Here is a 16,295-nt window from a genome sequence, read left to right on the forward strand (position 1 = left end):
GCCGAGGCTAGACCGGGACGAACTTGCCCGCACCAGCAACTTCAGTACGCCGCGGATAGGCGCCGTTTTAGGAGGCGCCAAGGAAGAGGCTTCAACGTCCTCAATGTCCGCGGTTCGTCGGCCGTCATCGACGACGCCCATATGGTCTCCTATTCCGCGGACTGGCGCATGTCAGAAATTCCTCCCGCAAACGGCGAACGGGCAGCCGTGGAAATCGTTCCGTTGCATAACAAAACCCCGCCGGGAGCGCCGACGGGGTTTGTGGGCCTCCAGCCCTTTGCTCTGCCGCGAGGACGAGCACTACCGAATTCCATGGGCTACCAGCCGATCGGTCGCTGCCGGTACATCCGCGGCTCGCTTCCAGATCGGCGGTAGAAGAGCGGAGCCGATTGGCCGGGGCTTTATCCGCTCCACTCAGCGGCACGGCTTCATTGGCATGGGAGCCGCGCGGTCAGACAACATGCGAACGCGTGGGAAGTTCCCGCTCGAAGACACAGCGACCGACCTTTTCGCGCTTCCGATCCGACGATCATGGATCGATGTGTTCCGGCATCTCCTTCAGCCGGTCTTTCGTCCAGTTCGTTACGGCGTGCACGTCGCCATCTTCGTCGCGCATGAACTCAAGCTCGGAGATCGCCACGGATACCGGCTTGGCACCGATGCCCAGGAACCCGCCCACATCGATGACGACCTGGGATCCATGGAGATGGGAAACAGAGCCGACTTTCTCATCGCCGGGGCCGTAGATCGTGGCACCTTCCAGAATCTCGGGCGTCAATTCCGTAGTCGCGAGACGCGTATGCTTAGAATGGTCCATGTCATCCTCCTGAGCTCGTATGCAGGGAGAACGTGGAGGCAGGCGAACGCGTTCCATCGCATTATCGGTCAGGACTGCTGAGCCCCCGAAACGAGAATGGCCGGGCATCGCCCGTGCGGGGACGGCGATCCACTCGCTCGTCCTTCCAAGCCTGAAGCCGAATACTTCAGATGATCAACGTGTTGCAAAACAAAAAAATGGCCTCGCCAGCCGGAGCGGACGGGGCTTAGTTTTGGGCTGTCTGGGGTGAGACAGGAGATCAAGGGAACGCGGGTGACGGCCTTGGAGTTCCTTCCTTGGAACTGCTGTCGCGATCAGGCGCCCGGTGGAATGAGGCTCATGACAAGATGATCGAATCCCTGGCTGAGCATCAGACGTCTCTCAGGCTCATCGCCGATCCAGCAAGAGCAGCGGACATTGCGCCTGAACAGCGCGCGCCTATCCAACTTGCTTTGAATGTCGAGATCTGGCGGGCGACGCATGGGCGCTGATGACGACACAAATATCGGGTCAGGTGATCTGGAGCCGACGGAGATTGGCTTGGTGGAGCGTCTGCTCGAAATCATCGCCGTCGAAGGGCTGGTCAAACCCGAGCTGCTCGAACCCCATGCCAAGGTCGACGATATCGGCTTCACAATCGACGACCTGACGCTGATCGGCAACGCGATCGAGCGGGAATACGATTGCGACATGATGCCGGACGAGGCGATGCAACGGTGCAAAACCGTTCGCGAGCTCGTCGAGCTCATGGGACGACGCATCCAAAGCGCTGGAAATCGAGAATAGCGCGGATTTGCGGAACTCTACGCCTTCCGGCCGATTGATTCGTCGTCAGGAGGTTCGCATGCCAGACGACGAGAGAAAGCGGGAGCCGCTAGACCGTTCACAGATCCATCTCAGCAAAGACCAGATCCGATACTGGACGGATAAGCTGGGTGTATCCAAGGCGCAGCTGGAGGACGTTGTCCGCGAAGTCGGCTCCTCAGCGGATGCTGTGGAGGCACAGCTTCGCCGCATGGCACTCGATAGCGGAGCGAAGACGTGAGCGCGACGCTCGCCATTCGCCGCGAAGGCGATGATTGGTTCGTCGAAGACGGCGCAGCCCGCGTTCACATCACCAAATCCAGTATCGGCATCATTGAGCAGCTCGTTGCCGACTGGGATGCAAAGGGAACGAGGCCCATGGCAATTGCTTCCACGGCCGCATATGAGGCGGCTAAAGCCAGAATTCACCAGCTCGCTGACGCTAAAGCAGGCTCGACCGAAGCGGACGAATTGGCTGGGCTGGTCGCAACAGTCAAAGACTGGGAAGACCGCCAGCTGACCGGTGCGGCGTCTGCGCCTGGACATTTCGACACGCCCCGTCGACCGGGACAACCAGGCGATGAGGGCGAGTCGAGGGCAGGTCCAAACCCGCGTTCACGTCATGCGAGCGGCCCTCACCCTCCTTATGAAGCCAATGATCCTGACGGTGCTGCCGCGGAGAAGCATGTCGCTTCGACGTCCGGCCACCCGGATCCAGCTGAAGCCGCGACCCGCCCCAGTGGGAACATCAGGACGATCTGACGCCACGAATCTGCCGACTGCGAGAGATGATCAGACTCCCTATCCGCAACTTCGAAGACCTCGCCAGGGCACTGAAGCGCTTCGAAGACCTGTTTGGCGCGCCGGAAGGCTCGGCGGAAGCGTGTGAACTCCGCGATATCTCCAACGGTCTTCGGGCGTTTGAGGACAGGGTGGCTGCAAGGATTGCAGCGCGGAGATTTACCGCGGGCAGTTTGATCAACGCCATGCCACGCAGCCGCCTCGATCCGACGCATCGGCCATAGCAAGCTCATAAAACACGAGATCCTGAACGTTCAATCCCGCTGAGCCCGCGGATATATCGCAGCCGAAACTTCCTTTCCGGAAATCGCGCTTGGCGCGATAGGTCTTCAGCTTTTCCACGGAACACCTTCCAATGCGACTTCGCGGAGAGAAGGTGGATGAAGGTCAGCCAGTACCGGGGTCGATATGACGAACGGGCTTGGTCGGAGGGAGCGCGCCGGAACCCGGCGTCGCATCCTTGTTCGTCTGCGACTCCTTCGCATGTGGACCGGCCGGAGGAGTGTCCTGGTCCTTCGCCCGCTGCTTCTGATTGCCCTCGGAGATGATCTTCGCGCCCTTCATCGCATCATCAGCAGCGTCTTCGCGCTTTTCGGGCGGGCGCTGGTTCGGCTCGGTCGGGCCGTTGGTGCTGTCATTTCGTTCGTGGTTCCGGTCGATCATCGCATGCCCTTTCTGAAAGTGCTGCCGGAGCAACGCTGCGGCGATCCGATCGTTTCGACAGATCGCAAAAAAGCCCGGCTCCATGGGAGCCGGGCTTGCACAGGCACGATCATTCAGAGCGTCGGGGCGACCAGCAGGTTCTCGTCACGATGCTCGCCGCCGAGCGTTGCCGCCCAGGCCGCCGCAGCCGCTCCCACCAGCAGCGCAGCCGCGGTCAGGAAGGCGGTCAGGACCGCGATCTTGCGTGCACGCTCGGCCGCCTGCTTGGCGGTTTCCTTGGCCTGCGACAGCCGGGCATAGGCGTCGTCGATGCGCTTCTGCGCGTCCTGCTCGCTGATGCCGGACCGCGCGGCGAGCCGGGAGGCCAGATAGTCCCGGTCGACCTGCTCGATCTTGCCGTTCTTCAGCGCGCTGACGAAGATCCGGGAGGCTTCGTCACGCTCCTGGGCGGTCGGCGGCTGCTGACCGCTGGCGCGCATGACATTGTCGAGCGCCATCGCGAGCGGATCGACATTCTGCGAAACCAGCGAGGCCACGCCCGAACTCGCACTGGCGACGCCGCTGACCGCGGTCTTGGCCGCGCCGAACAGCGACGATGTCGCGACGACGGTGATCAGAAGCGCCCCGGTCGCCCAGACAAGCAGACCATGGGTCGCGTCGCGCACCTTGCGCTCCTCGCCATTGGCATCGAAGCTAGGCTGACGCATCCGCCCAGCGAGATAGCCGCCGGCCATGGTCGCCGAGGCCATGACCCAGAGCGCCCACAGGGCGCCTGCGACCGCCAGCGCCGTGGCGCTGGAGCTCTTCTCGAAATCGGCGGAGACCATCGACAGGCCGATCGCCGATCCGAAGACCGTCATGATGGTCGAGATGGCTGTCGCGATGACCGCACCGCCGAGGATTGGCCCCCACTGCACATAGGAGCGGTTCTCCTTGTTGACGGTAACCGGGGCGACGACGACGTCTGTTCCAGACATGGACATGGCGAATTCCTATCGAAGACCGAGGAACGACAGGATGGCCATGATGACCACGACAAGACCGACGAGATAAATGATGCTGTCCATGAGCCCCTCCTGCTGGCGAGCGAAAGTGAGGGCAAAACGGCTGGCGCAGCGGATAGGTTCCTGAAGACGCGGTTCGGAACGATTGGCGGAGTTTGCGGACCACGGAGGATCGCGGGCGCTCTTGTCGACCTGGTGTCTCGCAAGTGGACGTGGCGCCTCTCGCCCAAGGCGGGGGAGCTTGGTGGTACAACCTGAGCGCCGGCCGATCACGGCACGGATCTACGAACTCCGCGCTCTCGCGATCGCATTGACGATGGCCGACGGACTATAGGGCTTGGAGACAACCACCTCGCCATTGACGTCGATCTCTGAGGTGTCACCCGTCGCGAACACCACGCAGAGCGAGCCGTTCTGCTCTCTCGCCTTCCGCACGAGTTCGACGCCCGAAGCGCCGGGGAGCTTCACATCGGTGACGAGCACATCGACCGGGTGATCCTGCAGGATCGACATGGCCTCCTCGGCGCTACCTGCCTCGATGACGGAGAAACCGGCATCTTCGAGGATATCGCAGGTATTCATGCGGATCAGCGCATCGTCCTCGACAATCAGAACGGTGGCAGGCTTTGGCGCGGCCGGCTCCGAACCTTTGTCCTGAGCCGATACCTGTTCCGCCTTTTGAGGAGCGCGCGCCTTCTGCGCGGCAAGCACCAGCCGAAGCTTTCGCGCCAGCGCTTCCCGTGTATAGGGCTTGGACAGGAGCTCGACGCCCGCATCCAGGCGGCCGCCGTGAACGATGGAGTTCTCGGTGTAGCCCGAGGTGAAGAGCACGGCGAGATGCGGCAGGCGCTCGCGCGCCAGCCGGGCAAGTTCGGGGCTCTTCAATTGTCCGGGCATCACCACGTCGGTGAACAGCAGATCGATGGCAACGCCGCTTTCGACGACGTGAAGCGCGCTTGTTGCATCGCTGGCCCGCAGAACGCGATAGCCGAGATCGGTGAGCAGCTCGATCACCGTGCTGCGAACCTGCTCGTCATCCTCGACCACCAGGATCGTCTCGGTCCCACCCGCGATCGGGCTGTTGTCGACGACAGTCTCGACAGCCTCTTTCTGAACCGAGCGGGGCAGGTAAAGCCTCACCGTGGTCCCGTGGTCGAGTTCCGAATAGATTTTGACGTGGCCGCCGGACTGCTTGACGAAGCCATAGACCATCGACAGGCCAAGCCCGGTGCCTTTTCCTTCCGGCTTCGTCGAGAAGAACGGGTCGAAGGCCTTCGCCAGCACCTCGGCCGACATGCCGGAGCCGGTGTCGCTGACGGCCAGCATCACATACTGTCCCGCTGCGACATCGCTGTGCCGGGCAGCGTAGCTGTCATCGAGATGGGCATTGGCGAGGTCGATCGTCAGCTTGCCTGAGCCGTTCATGGCATCGCGCGCGTTGATCGCCAGATTGAGCAGCGCATTCTCGACCTGCGTCGGGTCGATCAGGGAATTCCAGAGCCCGCCGCCCACGACCGTCTCGATCTCGATGCCCTCGCCGAGGGTGCGGCTGAGCATGTCGTCCATGCCGCGAACCAGGCGACCGAGATTGACGACCTTCGGCTCCAGCGGCTGCCGCCGGCCGAAAGCGAGCAGTTGCGAAGCGAGCTTCGAGCCGCGGGCAACGCCGGTCATGGCATTGGCGATGCGTCGCTCGGCCTTCTCATCTCCGACGACATCCTTGGCCAGGAGCTGCAGATTTCCCGAGATCACCTGCAGCAGGTTGTTGAAGTCATGCGCGACCCCGCCGGTCAATTGGCCGATCGCCTCCATCTTCTGGCTGTGGCGCAAGGCCTCTTCCGCGGCGAGCAGCTTCTGCGTGCGTTCCGCCACGATCTGTTCGAGCGTCTCGTTCAGCTTGGCGAGAGCGAGCTCGGCCTGGCGGCGTGCCGTAATGTCCTGGAAGAGGACCGCGACCTGCCGCCTGCTTGCGGGCTCGATCCGGATCGCAGCCAGCTCCAGGAAGCGGCCGGTGGCGACGAGTTCCTGCTGGAAGCGAATGGGCGTGCCGGTGCGCAGGACGGCGCCATAGCGCTCCACCCATGAATCGGCTTCAGCACCGACCATCTCGCGCAGCTTCTGGCCGACGACGTTCGGAATTCCGGCGTGCCGGGCGTAGGCCGCATTGGCCTCGATATGGATGTAATCGCTGTCCGGCCCGTGCGGCCCGTCGAAGAATTCGATGATGCAGAAGCCTTCGTCGATCGCGTCGAACAGCCCCTTGTAGAGAGCGGTGCTATCGGACAGGCGCCGTTCGGCCAGGCTGCGCTCGGTGGCGTCGCTTCCCTGCACGAAGATGCCGGTCACGTTGCCCTGTGGACCGATGAGGGGTTGATAGACGAAATCGAGGAAACGCTCGGAGATCGGGCTTTCGGGCTGCCCCTGCATGACGAACCGCGCACCGGAGGCCGTATAGGCTTCGCCGGATCGATAGACCTCGTCGAGAATCCGGACAAAGCCTTGCGCATCCGCTTCCGGAAGCGCCTCGGAGACGGTCTTTCCAATGACGTCGCGGCCATCCACCAGTCTCAGATAACTGGGGTTCGCCAGCTGGAAGCGATGCTCCGGCCCTTGCAGCAGCGCCATGAAAGTCGGCGCCTGATCGAACATCTCGGAGAGGAACGAGGCGATATTGACGTCGCTGGCGGGCAAGGCCGTTTTCCTGAGAAAGCAGAGCGGTTGGTCGGTCGTACGGTATCCGCGAGCCACGGCAAAGCGGCTCAGGTCTCACCAAGATGGCTTAGTGCCGGAACACCCGTTGCTGCACACGGGCGAGATCAACGACGAAGCGGGCGTACTCGCGAGACCGCGCCTCTTCATCCTGCAGGCGAAGCAGGAAGGAGGGGTGGACGGTAGCCAGCAGCGGCGTGCCATCTTCGAGCGCCAGCTCGCGATCCCGCGCACTGGCCAACGAGCCGGCATGCCCCACCAGCGATCGCAGGGCGCTGGCGCCGAGGGCAACGACAAGCCGGGGTTTCACGAATTGCAGTTCGAGATCGAGCCAGAAGCGGCAGGCCTTGATCTCCCCGACATTGGGTTTCTCGTGGATGCGGCGCTTGCCGCGCAGCTGGAATTTGAAGTGCTTCACCGCATTGGTGACATAGGCGCGCGCCCGATCGAGACCGGCCTCCCTCATCGCCCGATCGAAAACCTGCCCTGCCGGTCCGACGAAGGGCCGGCCTGCCAGGTCCTCATGGTCTCCGGGCTGCTCGCCGACGAACAGGATAGGTGCATCCAGCGGGCCTTCTCCGAAAACCGTCTGCGTGGCGTGGCAATGAAGCTCGCAACGCCGGCAGCGTTGCGCCGCAGCGGCCGCATCCTGCCAGGACGTAATCACGGGATCGTCGGCAGGCACCTCGGGCCGATGCCGAAGCTGCCTGACATGTCGTTCGGGTGGCTGCGTCGGGGCGCGCATCACCATATCCTCTGCTCGCCGGGCGGCGCTTGCGATCAGAGGCACAATCAATTCGGCCTCGGGTAGGTTCCGCCAGTATTTCACCGGCATCTCACTTTTCATCGCCTTCGGCTTCAGGCGGGCCGGATTGAAGATGTTGGCGTAGTAGGTGAGCCAATAGGCCTCCATGGCATCGCCGTCCGGCGCGTCGGCCTTGCTGGCGGCGGGACCGAGTTGGAGGGCCGTGCCGTCCCAGTGCAACGACCCCTGCGGCGTCATGATCGACCAGATCATCCCGGCGAAGCGCCCGGTGAAAAAGCTCGCGGCACGTTCGAGGATGAAATGCTCCGGCTCGAACCAGGCAATGAACGGGCCGTCCTCGCCCGCGCCCGACACGGCCCGGAACCGGACGAAGGCGGTCATCTTGTGCAGGTCGCGGCGCACCGAGCGGGCCATCGCCTCGGCGCGTGCGATGTCAGAATCGGCTGCATTGTCGAGCAAGCGCGGCTCGTCCTGCAAACGCAGCAGCAGGCGGTGCAGCAGGACGAAACGGCCGGCATCCCGATGACAGACGACGTTTTCGGCAAGCTCGATGAAACGGCGAGACACAGTCAGGGCGGCACTTCCGTCCGCGACCGGGGCGTCATTCTCCATCGTGAACAATCCGGCATCGTCCTCGCTCGTCAGCCAGGCGACGGCCTCGGGCTGGACGCCGGCGAGCGCCAGCCGGCGTGCCTCGCGGCGCCAGCCGGCAAAATCGGCTGGCCCGTTCAGCCGGGCCGCGATCACGGGAAGAGCGTCAATTGTCGCGGTTGCGGCTTCAACCGTGCCCGCAGGTTCGGCGCGTCGAGTCCGCTGCCCGGTCGCCAGCCCTCCGCGAGAATGAAATGCCGGATCGTCGCGAGCGAGCGCGTCAATCGACCGACATCTTCAAGCCGGAGCCGGCGCAACCGTCGCGAAGCCAGGATGCGATCGACGCTGCGCGTGCCAAGACCCGGGACCCGCAGCAAAGTCTCGCGATCGGCCCGGTTCACATCGACGGGAAAGCGCCCGCGCTCGCGCAAAGCCCAGGCGAGCTTGGGGTCGATATCGAGATCGAGCATCTCGCCATGCCCAAGGATTTCCTCCGTCTCGAAACCATAGAAGCGCGTCAGCCAGTCGGCCTGATAAAGCCGGTGCTCGCGCATCAGCGGCGGCGGCTGGAGCGGCAACTGGTGCGAGGCATCCGGGATCGGGCTGAAGGCCGAGTAATAGACGCGCTTCAGGCCGAAGCTGCCGTAAAGCCAGGCACTGCGATTCAGGATGGCGGAATCGCTCGCGCCGTCGGCACCGACGATCATCTGCGTGCTCTGCCCGGCCGGCGAGAAGGCCGGGGCCTTCGCGCTCTTCTCCCGTTCCTCGCGCGCGGCCTCGATCTTCAGTTTGAGGCCGCCCATCGCGCTCTTGATCTCGCCCGCCTGCTTCTCCGGAGCGAAGCGCGCGAGTGCCGCCTCGCTCGGCAGTTCGACATTGATCGACACCCGGTCGGCGAAAAGCCCGGCGCGTTCGATCAGATCGCGGCTCGCGCCGGGGATCAGCTTGAGATGGATATAGCCGCGGAACCCATGCTGCCGGCGCAGCGTTTCGGCGACGCGCACAAGCTCGGCCATCGTGTAATCGGCCGAGCGGATGATGCCCGAGGACAGGAAAAGGCCTTCGATATAATTGCGGCGGTAGAAATTCAGGGTCAGCGCGACGACTTCCTCGACCGAGAAGCGGGCGCGGCGAACATTGCTCGACGAACGGTTGATGCAGAAGACGCAGTCGAAGCTGCAGAAATTCGTGAGCAGGATCTTGAGCAGCGAGATGCAGCGGCCATCGGGCGCATAGGAATGGCAGATGCCGGCGCCCGTCGTGGAGCCCAGCCCCTTTCCATCACGCGAATCCCGTTTCGTGGTGCTGCTCGACGCGCAGGAGGCGTCGTATTTCGCAGCGTCGCTGAGGATTTCGAGCTTCTCCAGGACCGAGAGCTGTGCCATCACTCTTCCTTTTGTTCACTATATGTTCTTAAGGCGATCTCGGCCCGGTTTCAAGCCAATCCCTTGGATAAGAATGCTGGGCGGACCGGAGCGACAGGAAAATCCGCAATGAAAACAGCGCCGTTTCCGTCGATATCAGGTTATAGCAATGCTGATGCGGAACGATTCTGGATGCCGATGCAATGATTGAGATCAGAAGTTTCCTGCGCGACGAGACGAGCGAGCTTCATCGCGAACTGGATGCCATCGTCGGCGTTTTTTCGAACCGCATCGCGTATGCCCGCTTCCTGCAGGGGACGTACCGCCATCGCGCGCCGGTCGAGGCGGCGTTATTGAATGTCGATGCCGCGCGCACCTCCTCATGGCAGCCGCGCCAACTTCTGCCGGAGCTGGAGGCGGATCTCGCCGACCTCGCGCTCCCGCTTCCCGCGGCCGAGCATTTCCATCTGTCAAATGACATGGCTGCCTTCCTGGGAGCTGCCTATGTTCTCGAAGGCTCCGCCCTGGGCGCGCGCGTGCTGGTGAAGGGAGTGGATGCTCTGGGATTCGGGCCTGAATACGGAGCCCGCTACCTCTCGGCGCAGGCCGGCTCCCTCGACAGCTGGCGCATGCTGCTGGTCGCGCTTGAAGGGCTCGACCGGCAGGCATGGGATGCCGCAGCTCAAGCGGGCAGGGCGGTCTTCATGCATGCCATCCAGGCCTTCACCTCGGAAGAACTCTCTCTCGCATGACGACTGTTGATCTGACGAACTGCGATCGCGAGCCGATCCATATTCCCGGCAGCGTCCAGCCGCATGGCTGCATGATCGTGTGCGATGCCGAGGCGGTGACGATCAGGCGCCATTCCAGCAATGCCAGCGCCTTCCTCGGCCTGGGGGAGTTCGAACTCGTCGGCCGCAGGCTCGAAGAGGTTCTCGGCGGGCCGGTGGTGCATGAGATGCGCAATGCGCTCGCCCGTTCCGGCGTGCCCTCCCGAGCCGGCTTGATGCCCCGCTATCGCCTTCCCGTGCTGGATCGCGAGTTCGACATTTCGATCCATGCCTTCAAGGGCAACGCCATCATCGAGTTCGAGGAGAGCGTCCCGGCCGGGCCGAGCTCGCCGCTCGAATTCGCCCGGACGCTGGTCGGCCGGCTCTCGGACGTGACGACGCCGGCCCAGCTGATCAAGAACGCAGCGCGTCTGCTCCGGGCGGTGCTGCAATACGACCGGGTGATGATCTACCAGTTCGCGCCAGACGGCTCGGGCAAGGTCGTGAGCGAAGCCAAGCGCCCCGACCTCGAAAGCTTCATGGGGCAGCATTTCCCGGCAAGCGATATTCCGCAGCAGGCGCGGCAACTCTATCTCCTCAACCCGATTCGCGTCGTCTCGGATTCGAGCGGCGAGCGCTTTCCGATCACGCCCGTGCTCGATGCGGCTGGGGAGCCGCTCGACCTGTCCTATGCGCATCTGCGCAGCGTCTCGCCGATCCATTGCGAATATCTGCGCAACATGGGCGTCTCGGCTTCGATGTCGGTCTCGATCATCGTCGATGGCGCACTCTGGGGCCTGATCGCCTGCCACCATTACAGCCCGCGCTCGCTCTCGATGAACCGCCGGATCGCTGCGGAGATCTTCGGCGAGTTCTTCGCGCTCCAGCTCGGTGCCCTCACGCAGAAGCAGATGCTGCTCGCAGCGGAGAAGGCGCGGGACTTCCTCAACGGTCTGCTTTCGTCAGCGGCGCATGTGACCGATGCCTCCGGCTTCCTCGGCCAGCATCTCGCGGAGTTCCGCAACCTCGTCGAAAGTGACGGCGTCGGCGTCTGGGTGAATGGCGAGTGGCGGGCTGAAGGCAGCGCGCCGCCGGCCGAGTTCGCTGAGGAACTGGCCGCTTTCGCTGGGTCGGTCTGCGAAGGACGAATCTGGGCAACCACGGCGCTGGCCGAGGCACTGCCGTCAGCACGCATTTTCGCCGACGCATTCGCGGGTATGCTCGCGATCCCGCTCTCCCAGATTCCGCGCGACTACCTGTTCTTCTTCCGCAAGGAACTGGTCCATACGATCGAATGGGGCGGCGACCCCAACAAGACCTATACGACAGGCCCCCATGGCGACCGCCTGACGCCACGGCAGAGCTTCGCCGTCTGGAAGGAGACCGTGGCTGGTCACTCCAAGACCTGGACGCCGGTGGAGCGCGAGCTTGCCGAATCCGCGCGTCGGACCCTGATCGAGGTCGTGCTGCGCCAGAGCGAACTCCTGGCCGACGAGCGCAACAAGGCCGAAATCCGCCAGAAGATGCTCAATCAAGAGCTCAATCACCGGGTCAAGAACATCCTCGCCCTGATCAAATCGATCGTTGCCCATCCGCTCGCGGAAGGCGCGACGATCGAGGCCTACGTCACTTCGCTGAAGGGGCGGATCGAGGCGCTTGCCATCGCCCACGACCAGGCCATGCGGGCGAGCGGTGGCGGGCTCTTGCTCGATCTCGTCAACGCGGAAGCTTCGCCCTATCGGACGAGCGGCGGCACGATCACGGTTCGCGGGCCGTCCGTTGCCCTCGATGCCCGCGCCTTCTCGGTCGTTGCTCTCGTGATCCATGAGTTGATCACCAACGCCGCCAAATACGGAGCGCTATCCGTCAAGACCGGCGAACTCACGGTGGACTGGTCCGCCAATGCCGGCGGGGATTGCGAGATCGTCTGGCAGGAGCGCGGCGGACCGCCGGTCAGGCCGCCGTCCCGCCAGGGCTTCGGCAGCATCCTGATCGATCGCAGCATCCCCTACGATCTCGGCGGGCGAAGCGATCTGGCCTTCGAGCCCGAGGGCATCACGGCGAAGCTCTGCATCCCCGCCAAATTCGTCCGCTGGACGGAGGATGCCGCGTCTCCCGAAGAGGCCCCCGTGCCGACCAGGGGCAAGCCCGGCCGGCCATTGGAAGGCAGGCGCGTGCTGCTGGTCGAGGACCAGTTCATCATCGCGATGGATTGCGAGGACATGCTGGCGACCTTGGGCGCGAGCCAGGTCGAGGTCTGCGCGAATGTCTCCGAGGCCCTGTCGTTCCTGGGCCGGACGGCGCCGGACCTCGCGATCCTCGACGTCAATCTCGGCTCCGAAACCTCCGAGCCGATCGGCAATCGCCTGCGCGAGCTCGGCGTGCCCTTCCTCTTCGCGACCGGCTATGACGACCTTGCGATCCTCGGCGTCGCCGAGGCGGCGACGCTGCGCAAGCCCTACAATCTCGCTTCGCTTGAGGCGGCGCTGCGCAGGCTTCCGGGCGTCGCGTAGCTCATCAGCGCCCGACGCGGTTCAGGCCGCCTCGGACGCCGGAGGTGCCAGGCCGGCGATGGACAGTTCCATGACGGCGTGCGTGCCGCGTCCGCCCGTATCGGCATAGCGCAGTTCGGTGGCGAGGCTCTTCGCCATCGCACGCACGATCTTGCTGCCGAGGCCGGTGCCCCTGATCGCGCCGGATCCGGTCCAGCCGATCCCGTCGTCGACGACCTTGAGCGTGACGGTATCGTCCTCGCGAGTGAGGCTGACCCGGACCTCGCCCTGACCGTTCGGATAGGCGTATTTCAGCGCGTTCGTGACCAACTCCGTCGCGATCAGCCCGATCGAGATCGCCTTGTCGGTTTTGGCTAGGATCGGCACGGCCTCGAAGCGGAGCGTCGGCATTTGGCCGGAGCCGGCTAGCGACTGCGCGAACTCCTCCAGCAGGGAGCGGAGATAGCCCGCAAGATCCACGGAGCGGACATCGTCTGAGGTGTAGAGGCTGCGATGCAGATTGCCGATCGCGGTGATGCGCGCCTGCGTCTCGGCGAGCGCCGCCTTGGCGCCGGGATCCTCGACCGAATTGGCCTGCATCCGCACGAGCGAACCGACCAGCGACAGGCTGTTGGCGACGCGGTGATTGACCTCGGCCAGTAGCGTCACGGCCCGGTCGCGCGCCGCCCTGACTTCCTGCTCGGCCTGTTCGCGGGCACGGGTCAGGCGCGTCTTGACGACGGCATGTTCCAGCGCGGCCCGCAGCAGCACCTCGAAATCCTCGCCGACCGTCTTGACGACATAGTCCATGGCGCCGGCCTTCAGCGCCGTCACGGCGATCGATAACTCCGAGGAAGCGGTCACGTAGATGACTGCGGGAGCAGCCGCGTCCGTGGACAGCGCAGCCAGGACATCGAGTCCTGAAGCTGTCCCCAGATCGTGATCGAGGATGATGACGTCCATTCCGCCCGCTGCCGCGCGCGCGAGGCCGGCCTCGGCGGTCTCGACATGCTCCACGACATAGTTGTGGCGCGCGAGCATGCGCTGCACGAGGCGCCCGAGCGTGGCGTCGTCGTCGATATAGAGGACGTTGATGGGCCGGTTCGGCATCAACGGCGACCGCGCAAGCCGGTCATGGCGTTTCCGGAACCTGGATGACGGAGAAGAACAGTCCGAGCTGACGGATCGCGTTGGCGAAGCCGTCATAGTCCACGGGCTTGGTGATGTAGACATTGGCGCCCAGGTCGTAGCAGCGCTGGATCTCGCGGCTGTCATCGGTCGTGGTGAGCACGACCACCGGCGAGCGCTTGGTATGCACGTTCGCCTTCACCTTCTCGAGGATAGCGACGCCGCCCATGTCGGGCAGGTTGAGATCGAGCAGGATGAGGAGCTGGCGGCCGGCGCTGATGGCGCCGGAGCCGTCGGCACCGAACAGATAGTTCAGCGCATCCGTGCCGTTGGTGAAGGGGATGATCTCGTTGCTGACCCCGGCACGGCGGATGTTCTTCTCGATGAGGCGGGCATGGCCTTCATCGTCCTCGATCATGATGATCGAGACGGGCTTTCCATTGGTCACGCTTCGGCACTCCGTCTGTCGGCCGCGAGGTTGGGGGGCAGGGTCACGGTAAAGGTCGTGCCCTTTCCAAGTTCTGAGCGCACGGCGATGTCGCCGCCGAGATTGCGCACCATCGTGCGGACATGGGCGAGGCCGATGCCCTCGCCCGCCGTATTCTGCGAGCCGGAGCGCCGGAACAATTCGAAGATGCGCTCGTGATCCGTCGCCGCGATGCCGCGGCCATTGTCCTCGATCTCGATCTTCACCCAGCCGCGGCGCTCCCGGCGCGTGCGGACGGCGATCCGGATGGGGCGATCCGGCGCCCGGTACTTGATGGCGTTGTCGAGGAGATTGCCCATGACCTGGTCGAGCGACAGGCGATCGCTCGTGATGCGGGGAACCTGCGCGTCGATCTCGATCCCGCCGCCTTCCTCCGCGCTGGCCTGATGGTGGACGGCCGCTGCAGCCGTCTCGATCAGCGCGGTCAGATCGACGCTCTCGGCCCGCAATTCGCGGCGGCCCTCGCGGGAAATCTTGAGGATCGCGTTGATGAGCCCATCCATCTTGCGGGTCGACGAACGGATGAAGCCGATCGCCTCGGCGACATCGACGCGCAGCGCCTCCTCGGCCGCCGCCTTCTGCTCCGGCGTGGCAGTGGCCCCGGCGCCGACATAGGCCTCGATCGGCTTGAACATCGCCTCCAGCTCGCTGGTGAAGCCCATGATGTTCACCAGCGGCGCGCGCAGGTCATGCGTCACGATATAGGCGAAACGCTGGACCTCCTCGTTCGCCTTGACGAGCGCATCCGTGCGCTCGCGCACACGTTCTTCCAGCCCGACATTGAGCGTTTCGACCTCGCGCCGCGCCGCGATCAGTTCGCGCGTGTAGCTGATGATCGTCCAGCTCGCCGCGCCGGCCATGGCGAGGATCAGGATCGCGCCGATGATCGTGGTCCAGCGCAACCTGGTCGCAGCCGTGACCTGGGCGTCGATCGCCTCCCGCAGCTCCTTTTCCGAGATTGCGAGAATAGCGCTGAGATCGCCGCGCAATTCGTCCATCAGGCGCTTGCCGGCGCCGCTGCGGACGAGGTTCAGCGCGGTCTCGGTGTCGCCCTTGCGCGTCGCTTCAACGGTTGCCGCGAGCTCAGCCATCTTCTGGTCGAGCTCGCTATTGACCCGCTGCAGGATGGGAGTGACCTCGGGCAGCCTCGCTGCGGCGCGTTCAAGCCGAGCGCGTTGGTCGGGAAGCCGGGAGGCCGCTGCGCTGTAGGGAGCAAGATAGCTTTCGTCCCGTGTCAGCAGGTAGCCGCGCTGGCCCGTCTCGGCATCCTGCACGAGAGACAGCAAGTCAGCGGTTGCGCTTCGCACGGCGCGGGCTGCGGTCACTTCGCCGAAATAGCGCTCGCTTGCGGTTGTCAGCCAGAGAGATGTGGCGACGATGACGACCAGTACGGCGATGCCGACAGCCAGGAGCAGGGCGTTCGAGCGTTGAAAGAACGCCTGAGAGATAGGCATGCGGAGAACCAGCCGGTGAGGGTTCTCTCTTTGCGCCGATCAAAGCTTGCAGAGCAACAGCAAATGACATTGCAGCGAATGCATCTGCGTGCACCACGCGCATAGACCTATCCGCTGACCGTCATGAACTGGCGCTGGCCGAGCGAAGCTGCGCGCAGGTGACGGCCTAACCCTTCTTGGCTGGCTTCGACGGCGGCAGGCCATCCAAGCGCAAACTGGCTATGTAGATTTCTGCCCCTTCGGCGTTCTGTACGGTGACAGAAAGCGACATGTGGTCGCCATTGGGCAGCTTCTCGCGGTTCAACGCGGCGAGCAATTCCTTGGCGGCATTTCGCGCGCTTTGGTCATCGGGCAAATCTGTGCCTTCCTCGTCAAATTCGAGCTTCTCTCCGTCGCGGGTATGGAAGAAGTAACTAGGCATGCCTGCCTAATGCAGCCAGCGCCA

The 16,295-nt window shown here is 64.0% G+C and carries 17 protein-coding genes; 6 read left to right on the forward strand and 11 right to left on the reverse strand.

The genetic code is table 11. From position 1 onward, the window contains the following. Positions 1-529: 529 nt before the first annotated feature. Positions 530-817 carry a PRC-barrel domain containing protein gene (locus tag AC07NY_RS06070; protein ID WP_494582515.1) on the reverse strand — a complete coding sequence of 96 codons (288 nt, stop codon included), beginning with the start codon at positions 815-817 and terminating at the stop codon, positions 530-532. Positions 818-1,113: 296 nt separating this feature from the next. On the opposite strand from AC07NY_RS06070, the gene AC07NY_RS06075 reads away from it, so the two are divergent. The 4 genes from AC07NY_RS06075 to AC07NY_RS06090 are packed head-to-tail and all read left to right on the forward strand — an operon-like array spanning position 1,114 to position 2,383. Continuing rightward, a complete protein-coding gene (locus AC07NY_RS06075; RefSeq protein ID WP_494582516.1) occupies positions 1,114-1,308 on the forward strand; it encodes a hypothetical protein in 195 nt (64 codons plus the stop codon). After that, positions 1,298-1,603, forward strand: coding sequence for a phosphopantetheine-binding protein (locus AC07NY_RS06080; RefSeq protein WP_492284933.1), 306 nt, complete (start codon positions 1,298-1,300; stop codon positions 1,601-1,603). The genes AC07NY_RS06075 and AC07NY_RS06080 overlap by 11 nt, the downstream gene beginning before the upstream one ends. Before the next feature lie 58 nt (positions 1,604-1,661). Next, positions 1,662-1,862, forward strand: a complete 201-nt coding sequence (locus AC07NY_RS06085) for a DUF3606 domain-containing protein (protein WP_492284932.1) — start codon at positions 1,662-1,664, stop codon at positions 1,860-1,862. Further along, on the forward strand, positions 1,859-2,383 hold the full coding sequence (locus AC07NY_RS06090) for a hypothetical protein (protein WP_494582518.1): 525 nt from the start codon (positions 1,859-1,861) through the stop codon (positions 2,381-2,383). Before AC07NY_RS06085 ends, AC07NY_RS06090 begins: the two co-directional genes overlap by 4 nt. Before the next feature lie 216 nt (positions 2,384-2,599). Here the strand turns inward: AC07NY_RS06090 and AC07NY_RS06095 are convergent, their stop codons facing one another. The 6 genes from AC07NY_RS06095 to AC07NY_RS06120 all read right to left on the reverse strand — a co-directional run bounded on the left by AC07NY_RS06095 (position 2,600) and on the right by AC07NY_RS06120 (position 9,540). Continuing rightward, positions 2,600-2,764 carry a hypothetical protein gene (locus AC07NY_RS06095; RefSeq protein ID WP_494582520.1) on the reverse strand — a complete coding sequence of 55 codons (165 nt, stop codon included), beginning with the start codon at positions 2,762-2,764 and terminating at the stop codon, positions 2,600-2,602. A gap of 45 nt (positions 2,765-2,809) precedes the next feature. Next, positions 2,810-3,169, reverse strand: a complete 360-nt coding sequence (locus AC07NY_RS06100) for a hypothetical protein (protein ID WP_494582522.1) — start codon at positions 3,167-3,169, stop codon at positions 2,810-2,812. A gap of 29 nt (positions 3,170-3,198) precedes the next feature. Then, on the reverse strand, positions 3,199-4,062 hold the full coding sequence (locus AC07NY_RS06105) for a hypothetical protein (protein WP_494582523.1): 864 nt from the start codon (positions 4,060-4,062) through the stop codon (positions 3,199-3,201). 309 nt (positions 4,063-4,371) lie between these two features. Then, the gene (locus tag AC07NY_RS06110) at positions 4,372-6,780 is read right to left on the reverse strand and encodes a response regulator (protein WP_494582524.1); all 2,409 of its coding nucleotides are present in this window, start codon (positions 6,778-6,780) and stop codon (positions 4,372-4,374) included. An 88-nt stretch (positions 6,781-6,868) separates the two neighbouring features. Beyond that, positions 6,869-8,311 carry a UdgX family uracil-DNA binding protein gene (locus AC07NY_RS06115; protein WP_494582526.1) on the reverse strand — a complete coding sequence of 481 codons (1,443 nt, stop codon included), beginning with the start codon at positions 8,309-8,311 and terminating at the stop codon, positions 6,869-6,871. Next, on the reverse strand, positions 8,308-9,540 hold the full coding sequence (locus AC07NY_RS06120; protein WP_494582528.1) for a putative DNA modification/repair radical SAM protein: 1,233 nt from the start codon (positions 9,538-9,540) through the stop codon (positions 8,308-8,310). Before AC07NY_RS06120 ends, AC07NY_RS06115 begins: the two co-directional genes overlap by 4 nt. Before the next feature lie 182 nt (positions 9,541-9,722). Between AC07NY_RS06120 and AC07NY_RS06125 the strand changes: the two genes are divergently transcribed. Then, positions 9,723-10,271, forward strand: coding sequence for a biliverdin-producing heme oxygenase (locus tag AC07NY_RS06125; RefSeq protein WP_494582530.1), 549 nt, complete (start codon positions 9,723-9,725; stop codon positions 10,269-10,271). Continuing rightward, positions 10,268-12,802, forward strand: a complete 2,535-nt coding sequence (locus AC07NY_RS06130) for an HWE histidine kinase domain-containing protein (RefSeq protein ID WP_494582532.1) — start codon at positions 10,268-10,270, stop codon at positions 12,800-12,802. The genes AC07NY_RS06125 and AC07NY_RS06130 overlap by 4 nt, the downstream gene beginning before the upstream one ends. 21 nt (positions 12,803-12,823) lie before the next feature. On the opposite strand, the gene AC07NY_RS06135 is transcribed toward AC07NY_RS06130, so the two are convergent. The 4 genes from AC07NY_RS06135 to AC07NY_RS06150 form a co-directional block, all read right to left on the reverse strand. Continuing rightward, on the reverse strand, positions 12,824-13,891 hold the full coding sequence (locus tag AC07NY_RS06135; protein ID WP_494582533.1) for a histidine kinase dimerization/phosphoacceptor domain -containing protein: 1,068 nt from the start codon (positions 13,889-13,891) through the stop codon (positions 12,824-12,826). 22 nt (positions 13,892-13,913) lie between these two features. After that, on the reverse strand, positions 13,914-14,327 hold the full coding sequence (locus AC07NY_RS06140; RefSeq protein WP_494583697.1) for a response regulator: 414 nt from the start codon (positions 14,325-14,327) through the stop codon (positions 13,914-13,916). A 26-nt stretch (positions 14,328-14,353) separates the two neighbouring features. Further along, the gene (locus AC07NY_RS06145) at positions 14,354-15,850 is read right to left on the reverse strand and encodes a sensor histidine kinase (protein WP_492284921.1); all 1,497 of its coding nucleotides are present in this window, start codon (positions 15,848-15,850) and stop codon (positions 14,354-14,356) included. A gap of 166 nt (positions 15,851-16,016) precedes the next feature. Further along, positions 16,017-16,271 carry a DUF6894 family protein gene (locus AC07NY_RS06150; RefSeq protein ID WP_494582535.1) on the reverse strand — a complete coding sequence of 85 codons (255 nt, stop codon included), beginning with the start codon at positions 16,269-16,271 and terminating at the stop codon, positions 16,017-16,019. Between the last annotated feature and the right edge of the window lie 24 nt (positions 16,272-16,295).

The sequence above is a fragment of the Allobosea sp. GW821-FHT09G06 genome (genome assembly GCF_059416005.1).

Excerpts from the sequence above, each read along its gene's own strand:
- AC07NY_RS06125 (WP_494582530.1), top strand. The coding sequence starts at position 9,723 with ATGATTGAGATCAGAAGTTTCCTGCGCGACGAGACGAGCGAGCTTCAT.
- AC07NY_RS06140 (WP_494583697.1), bottom strand. The coding sequence starts at position 14,327 with ATGATCGAGGACGATGAAGGCCATGCCCGCCTCATCGAGAAGAACATC.
- AC07NY_RS06085 (WP_492284932.1), top strand. The coding sequence starts at position 1,662 with ATGCCAGACGACGAGAGAAAGCGGGAGCCGCTAGACCGTTCACAGATC.
- AC07NY_RS06145 (WP_492284921.1), bottom strand. The coding sequence starts at position 15,850 with ATGCCTATCTCTCAGGCGTTCTTTCAACGCTCGAACGCCCTGCTCCTG.
- AC07NY_RS06150 (WP_494582535.1), bottom strand. The coding sequence starts at position 16,271 with ATGCCTAGTTACTTCTTCCATACCCGCGACGGAGAGAAGCTCGAATTT.
- AC07NY_RS06070 (WP_494582515.1), bottom strand. The coding sequence starts at position 817 with ATGGACCATTCTAAGCATACGCGTCTCGCGACTACGGAATTGACGCCC.
- AC07NY_RS06100 (WP_494582522.1), bottom strand. The coding sequence starts at position 3,169 with ATGGAGCCGGGCTTTTTTGCGATCTGTCGAAACGATCGGATCGCCGCA.
- AC07NY_RS06080 (WP_492284933.1), top strand. The coding sequence starts at position 1,298 with ATGGGCGCTGATGACGACACAAATATCGGGTCAGGTGATCTGGAGCCG.
- AC07NY_RS06135 (WP_494582533.1), bottom strand. The coding sequence starts at position 13,891 with ATGCCGAACCGGCCCATCAACGTCCTCTATATCGACGACGACGCCACG.
- AC07NY_RS06120 (WP_494582528.1), bottom strand. The coding sequence starts at position 9,540 with ATGGCACAGCTCTCGGTCCTGGAGAAGCTCGAAATCCTCAGCGACGCT.
- AC07NY_RS06130 (WP_494582532.1), top strand. The coding sequence starts at position 10,268 with ATGACGACTGTTGATCTGACGAACTGCGATCGCGAGCCGATCCATATT.
- AC07NY_RS06105 (WP_494582523.1), bottom strand. The coding sequence starts at position 4,062 with ATGTCTGGAACAGACGTCGTCGTCGCCCCGGTTACCGTCAACAAGGAG.